Origin of the sequence: Dietzia maris (assembly GCF_014144855.1) — a bacterium.
Taxonomy (GTDB): domain Bacteria; phylum Actinomycetota; class Actinomycetes; order Mycobacteriales; family Mycobacteriaceae; genus Dietzia; species Dietzia kunjamensis.
On sequence record NZ_JAALDN010000065.1, the window covers coordinates 1 to 6576 of the forward strand.

The 6576-nt window shown below is 70.8% G+C and carries 7 protein-coding genes; all 7 read right to left on the reverse strand.

Translation table 11 applies throughout. The features are described 5' to 3' along the window. Positions 1–202 precede the first annotated feature (202 nt). A complete protein-coding gene (locus tag G6024_RS02550) occupies positions 203–1033 on the reverse strand; it encodes a DegV family protein (RefSeq protein WP_069389018.1) in 831 nt (276 codons plus the stop codon). After that, entirely contained in the window at positions 1030–1728 is a 699-nt protein-coding gene (locus G6024_RS02555) for a histidine phosphatase family protein (RefSeq protein WP_096905764.1), read from the reverse strand. The genes G6024_RS02550 and G6024_RS02555 overlap by 4 nt, the downstream gene beginning before the upstream one ends. 8 nt (positions 1729–1736) lie before the next feature. Beyond that, positions 1737–2180 carry a ribosome silencing factor gene (gene rsfS / locus G6024_RS02560; RefSeq protein ID WP_096905765.1) on the reverse strand — a complete coding sequence of 148 codons (444 nt, stop codon included), beginning with the start codon at positions 2178–2180 and terminating at the stop codon, positions 1737–1739. After that, positions 2177–2893 carry a nicotinate-nucleotide adenylyltransferase gene (gene nadD, locus G6024_RS02565; RefSeq protein WP_159147881.1) on the reverse strand — a complete coding sequence of 239 codons (717 nt, stop codon included), beginning with the start codon at positions 2891–2893 and terminating at the stop codon, positions 2177–2179. The genes rsfS and nadD overlap by 4 nt, the downstream gene beginning before the upstream one ends. Positions 2894–2958: 65 nt before the next feature. Then, a complete protein-coding gene (locus G6024_RS02570; protein ID WP_159147882.1) occupies positions 2959–4389 on the reverse strand; it encodes a vWA domain-containing protein in 1431 nt (476 codons plus the stop codon). Positions 4390–4417: 28 nt separating this feature from the next. Beyond that, positions 4418–5299, reverse strand: a complete 882-nt coding sequence (locus G6024_RS02575; RefSeq protein ID WP_067719692.1) for an AAA family ATPase — start codon at positions 5297–5299, stop codon at positions 4418–4420. 67 nt (positions 5300–5366) lie between these two features. After that, the coding region (locus G6024_RS02580) for a glutamate-5-semialdehyde dehydrogenase (protein ID WP_159147884.1) at positions 5367–6576 on the reverse strand (1210 nt) is incomplete at its 5' end.

The window sequence follows — 6576 nt, forward strand, 5'->3', positions numbered from 1 at the left end:
GCGGGGTCGAGGTCGGCCCACGGCACCGAGGTCGGCCGGTCGGGAACCGGCGGCGAGAGAGCGCTGGCGAGTCGGTGCAGGGCGGCCGCCCGCGCAGGGTCCCGGTGGGAGTCGACGGGGCCGCCGGATCGTGCCGGGGTCTCGGTTCGCATGGCGCGAGGCTAGCCCGGCACATCCTCCGCGGTGGCCCCGATCGCGGCCGTCAGTCCGCCGGCTGTGGAGAGGGGGGAAGGATGGGGAATTCGGTGTCGACCAGGTCCGTCACCGAGACGCCCACTGTTCCCGGCCCCAGGTGCCAGGCGAGGACCTCGTCGAATTCGACGATCATGACCCGCTCCGGAAACTGGGTCTCCTTGCGGATCTCGGTGGCCATCTCCTCGGCCCGCTCGCGCGCCTGCTGGTGGTGGACCACCACCAGCACGTCACCGCGCGCCACGTCGTCGCGCAGCAGGGACCGCAGCCGCGCATGCGCCTTGGTGGTGGTGCGGGCCTTGGCCGCCAGGTCCACCGATCCATTGCGCAACACGATCACCGGGCGCATGGCCAGGGCACTACCGAAGAGCGCGGCGAGCGCACTGATCCGGCCGCCTCTGCGCAGGTTCTCGAGTGACTCCAGTGCGGCGTACGTCGAGGCGCCCCGGCAGAGCCGCTCGGCGAGTTCGTAGGTCGCGGACAGGCCGAGCCCGTTCCCCGCCGCCCACGCGCACTGCGCGACGGCGGCCCCGAACGCCATGCCCGCTCCGCGGGAGTCCGAGACCAGGACCCGGCCCCCGAACCTGGTCGCGGCATCGGCCGCCGACTGCCACGTTCGCGAGAGCTCGCGGGACAGGTGCACCGACACCACGCCGGTGCAGTCGGGATCCGCGAGCAGTTCTCCGTAGATCTCCGCCAGTTCGTCGGGCGTGACCGCGGCCGTGGACACCGCGCGGTCGTTCTCCTCCACGACGTGCAGACCCACCACCGTGATGCCGAACCCGCGGACCCACTCGGCCGGCAGGTCGGCACTCGAGTCGGTGACCAGGCGGATCGTCATGACGAGCCCACCGGAGGCGTGATGCCGGCGTTCCACTGGTCCAGGCGCCACAGAACACCTCGGGCGGCCTCGGTGGTGGGGCCGACCTCGGACTCGGGAGGCTGCGCGGCCGTGCCCTCGGGGCGGACGTGCGCCGACAGCTGCACCCAGCACGTGTTGCCCAGTCCGTTGAACACCGAGTACTGCTCCACCGGCAGCTCGAGCAGCGACGCGGTCAGGGCCGCGATCGCGCCGCCGTGGGCGACGATCACGGCGGGGTGCTCGCTCCAATCCGGCGACGACTCGACCAGCTCGTCGACGACCTCTCGGGTCCGCCGCGCCACGTCCAGACGGCTCTCGCCCTCCGGCGGGGACCACCGCGGGCTGCTGCGCCACCGGACCCGGGCGTCGGGCCACTGCCCGTCGACCTCCGAGTGGCTCATGCCCTGCCACGTGCCCAGGTGCGTCTCCCGCAGCCGCGGGTCGGTGCGGACGTCCAATCCCACCTCGGTGGCCAACGCCTTCGCCGTCTCGTGCGCCCGCTGCAGGTCCGAGGACAGGATCGTCCACGGGCGCCGCGGCGCCAGCACACGGCCGACGGCGTGGGCCTGCCGCACACCCAGCTCACTGAGCTCGGTGTCCAGCTGTCCCTGCATCCGCAACGAGGCGTTGTAGTGCGTCTGGCCGTGACGCAGGAGGATGAGACGTCGGGTCACCGGGTGGTTCAGAGCTCCTGATCCCGCTGTGGCTCCTCCGGCGCGAGCGAGTCGTCGGCGTTGCCGGCGTCGTCAGCGGACCGTCGCGACGTCTCGACGCCCTCGATCTCGACGACCGGGCAGTCCTTCCACAGGCGGTCGAGCGAGTAGTAGTCACGCTCGTCGACGTGCTGGATGTGCACGACCAGCTCATTGTAGTCGAGCAGTGCCCACCGCCCCTCACGGGTGCCCTCTCGACGCAGCGGCTTGTGGCCGGCCTCGCGCAGCTTGTCCTCGATCTCGTCGACGACGGAGTTGACCTGCCGCTCCGTGTCGGCGGACGCCAGGACGAAACAGTCGGTGATGATGAGCTGGCCGGAGACGTCGATGACGACGATGTCGGTCGCCAGTTTGTCGTCGGCGGCGCGGGCCGCGATGGCGGCCATCTCAAGGGCCTCGGGGCTTGCGGTCACTGGGAATTCTCCTCGGGGTGGGGATCGGTGGGGACGGGCACCCGGTGTACCGGGGCCGTCGCTGCGAGGGTGCCGTCCAGGCGGGTCGAGCCCTCGGGTCGGTAGAGATTGCGTTTCGCGATGTACTGCACGACACCGTCCGGCACGAGATACCACACGGGCGCGTCCTCGGCCGCCCGGCGGCGGCACTCCGTGGACGAGATGGCCAGCGCGGGGATCTCGAGCAGGTAGACACGCCCGTCCCTGATCTCGGCGAGGTGCGTGTCGGACAGTTCGAACCCGGGCCGGGAGACCCCGACGAACGTGGCGAAGTCGAACATCTCCTCCCACCCGCGCCATGTGAGGATCTTCTCCAGCGCGTCGGCGCCCGTGATGAAGTACAGATCGGTGTCCGGGTGTTGGCGCAGCAGGTCCTTGAGCGTGTCGAGCGTGTAGGTCGGTCCGTCCCGGTCGATATCGACGCGGCTGACCGAGAAGCGCGGGTTGGAGGCCGTGGCGATGACCGTCATCAGATAGCGGTCCTCGGCCGGTGACACCGCCCGGCCCCGTTTCTGCCACGGCTCGCCGGTGGGGACGAACACCACGTCGTCGAGACCGAACCGGTGGGCGACCTCGCTGGCCGCGACGAGGTGACCGTGATGGATGGGGTCGAAGGTCCCGCCCATCACTCCGATACGGCGTCGAGCGCCGTCGGAGGTCCCCGTCGTGGTCATGGTCGGTGAGTCTATCGGTCGGGGGTGACGCCCAGTCGTCTGCCGCGCCCCGCCGCCGCGATCGCTCACACGGGAAGCAGGCTCGCGACGACCGTCGTGAGCTGTTCGACGTTGCGGCACTCGTGCATGGGCACGTACTGGGAGTACAGCCTGGCCGCCGAATCGCCGGTCCCCCACTGCCGCTTGGGCTCCGGGTTGAGCCAGTGGGTGTGTCCCACCCGCTCGCTGACGAACTCGAGTGCCTCGACGGACGGATCCCGGTAATTGTTGCGGCCGTCTCCCAGGATGAGCAGCGACCCCGTCCTGGTCAGGGTGTGGGCGTACCGGTCCGCGAAGCCCGCCAGCGCGTGGCCGTAGTCAGAGTGACCGTCATAGGTGACGATCTCGGCCTCGCGGACCATCCGGCTCATCGCGGATCCGAGGTCCGACCCGGTCTCGAAGAACGAGGTCACCTCGTCGGTGGTGTCGACGAACGCGAACACCCGTACCCGGGAGAACTGCTCCCGGAGCGAGTGCACCAGCTGGAGGGTGAAGTGGCTGAACCCGGCCACCGAGCCGGACACGTCGCACAACACGACCAGCTCCGGACGGGCCGGGCGGGGCTTGCGCAGCACCAGTTCCACGGGCACGCCGCCGGTGGACATGGACCGGCGCATGGTCTTGCGCATGTCGATCGCACCGTGCCGGTGACGACGCCGGCGGGCCGCCAGCCGGCTGCCCAGCTGCCTGGCCAGCGGACCCACCCTGCGGCGCAGTGCCTGCAGGTCCTGGTCGTTGGCCCGCAGGAAGTCGACCTGTTCGGCCGCGGGCCCCACCGCGTACTGTGCGACGCGGTCGCGGCCCACGGTCTCGGCGGTGCGGCGGCGGGTCTCGTCGGCGACCTCCCGCAGGAAGCCGCGGACCAGGTCGGCGGACGCATTGGCGGCCGCGGTCTTCTCGGCGTGCCGCTGGGAACCGTCCGGGTCGAAGGGGTCGGCGCCGAGCAGCCCGTCCAGGATCCGCTGCATGATCGAGTTGGTGTCGAGCGGGCTCAGTGCCTGGTAGGCGGAGTAGCGCGGCCCGTTCACCGAGTCGTACGAGCCCAGCTGCTCGACAAGGAGTTCCGCCAACGCCCGGGCCTTGGCCCGCGACTCCTCGGTGTCCTCGAGCAGGAGCGATGCGATGAGTTCGTTCAGGGCGTCCGGATCCACCTTGCCGTCGTCGTCGGTCGGGATCTCCACCTCGAGCGTCACCGCGTCGCCCGCGGTGTGGGACCCCACGGCGGCCGGGAACCACAGGTCGAAGAGCTGGTCGAACACCCCACGGTGCGTGGACTTGTGCAGGATCGTCGAGGCCAGCGCCTCGCGCAGCGCGGCGCGGTCGAGCAGGTCGACGTGCACCATCGCCGCGGCGGCGTCCACGGCCTCGCTCGGACCGACGGGGATGCCCTTGCGGCGCAGTGCGTCGACGAAATCGACGAGGTGGCCGGACATCCCACCCGGGGCCCTCTCGGTCATTCGACCCACCTCCCTGTCCCCCACGGCCCTAGTTGAGCCGGAGCTCGGCGGCCGCGCGCAGCTGGTCGGACTGGTGCTTGAGCACCACGCCGAGCGTCTGCAGGACGACCTCGTCGTCGATGGTGTCCAGGCCCAGCGCCACGAGGGTGCGACCCCAGTCGATCGTCTCCGACACGCTCGGCACCTTCTTCAGCGCCATCGCGCGCAGGACGCCCACCACGCGTACGAGCTGCTCGGCCAACCGGTCGTCGAGTTCCGGCACCCGGGAGGCGAGGATCTTGCGCTCCAGCTCGGGCGTCGGGAAGTCGAGGTGCAGGTAGAGGCAACGTCGCTTGAGCGCCTCGGACAGCTCGCGGGCCGCGTTGGAGGTGAGCACCACGAACGGGCGTCGGGTGGCCTCTATGGTCCCGAGTTCGGGGATGGTCACCGCGAAGTCGCTGAGGACCTCCAGCAGAAGCCCCTCGATCTCGATGTCGGCCTTGTCCACCTCGTCGACGAGCAGGACGGTGGGCTCGCTGCGCCGGATGGCGGTAAGCAACGGGCGGGACAGCAGGAACTCCTCGGCGAACACGTCGTCGCGCGTGGAGTCCCACCCCTCGCCCTGCCCGGCCTGGATCCGCAGGATCTGCTTGGCGTGGTTCCACTCGTAGAGCGCACGGGCCTCGTCCACGCCCTCGTAGCACTGCAGGCGGATGAGTTCGGCCTCCGTGGCGGCGGCGACGGCCTTCGACAGCTCCGTCTTGCCGACACCGGCCGGGCCCTCGATGAGCAGCGGCTTGCCCAGCCGGTCGGCGAGGTAGACCACCGTCGCGGTCGATCGGTCGGCCAGGTACCCCTGTCCACCGAGGGCCTCGATGACGTGGTCGATGCTCTCGAATGCGGGTCGCTGGGCGGTGCGGGCTCGGTCCATCGGGTGGGTCCTTGTCGGTTCGGGGTCGTCGGTGGCGGGCCGGCGGGTGGCCCGGGCGCGAGTGCCTCTACGGCCGCACGTGCCCCTTGCCGTGGGCGATCCACTTCGTGCTGGTCAGTTCCTCGAGCCCCATGGGGCCGCGGGCGTGGAGTTTCTGGGTGGAGATACCGATCTCGGCGCCGAAGCCGAACATCTCCCCGTCCGTCCAGGCGGTGGAGGCGTTGACCATCACCGCCGCCGCGTCGACGCGGGCGCAGAACCGGTCGGCCACGTCGATGCTGCGGGTGGAGATGGCCTCGGTGTGTCCGGAGGACCAGCGGTCGATGTGCTCGATCGCCTCGTCCACCCCGTCGACCACCTTGAGCGCGATGTCCATGCTGAGGTACTCCTCGCCCCAGTCGACGTCGTCGGCGGGGACGAGGCCCTCACGGTCGCCGTGGACGGTGACGCCGGCCGATTTCAACGCCCCCACGACGCGGTCCACGGCCGCGTCGCCGAGTGCGGAGTCAAGCAGCACCGTCTCGGTGGCGTTGCAGACGCTGCAGCGGCGGGTCTTCCCGTTGAGCAGCAGGCTGATGGCCTCGTCGAGGTCCGCGTCTCCGTGGATGTAGAGGTGGCAGTTGCCGGTGCCGGTCTCGATGGCCGGCACCTTGGCGTTCTCCACCACGGTCTGGATCAACCCCGCGCCACCGCGGGGGATGACGACGTCGACCAGGCCGCGCGCCTGAATGAGGTGCGTGACCGACGACCGGTCCTCGGACGGCATCAGCTGCGCCGCGTCCACGGGCAGTCCGTGCTCGGTGAGGACCCCTCGCAGCACCTCGACCAGCGCCTCGTTGGAGTTGCGGGCCGAGCGCGACCCCCGCAGCAGTGCTGCGTTGCCCGACTTGAAGGCGAGCCCGAACGCGTCGACGGTGACATTGGGGCGCCCCTCGTAGATCATCCCGACCACACCGAGCGGGACCCGGACCTGTCGCAACTGCAATCCGTTGGGGCGCGTCGAGCCACGCGTGACGGTGCCGACAGGGTCCGCCAGACCGGCCACCTGGCGCAGGCCGTCGGCGATGCCCTCGATCCGCTCGGCGGTGAGCCGCAGCCGGTCGAGCATGGCCTCGCCCATCCCGGCCTCGGACTGCTCGGCGAGGTCCCGGGCGTTGGCCTCGAGGATCGTCGACTCCGCCACCACGAGGGCGTCGGCGGCGGCCTGCAGCAGTGCGTTCTTGCGGTCCGCGGTGAGCAGGGTCAGCTCGCGCGAGGCGGACCGGGCCCGGCGGGCG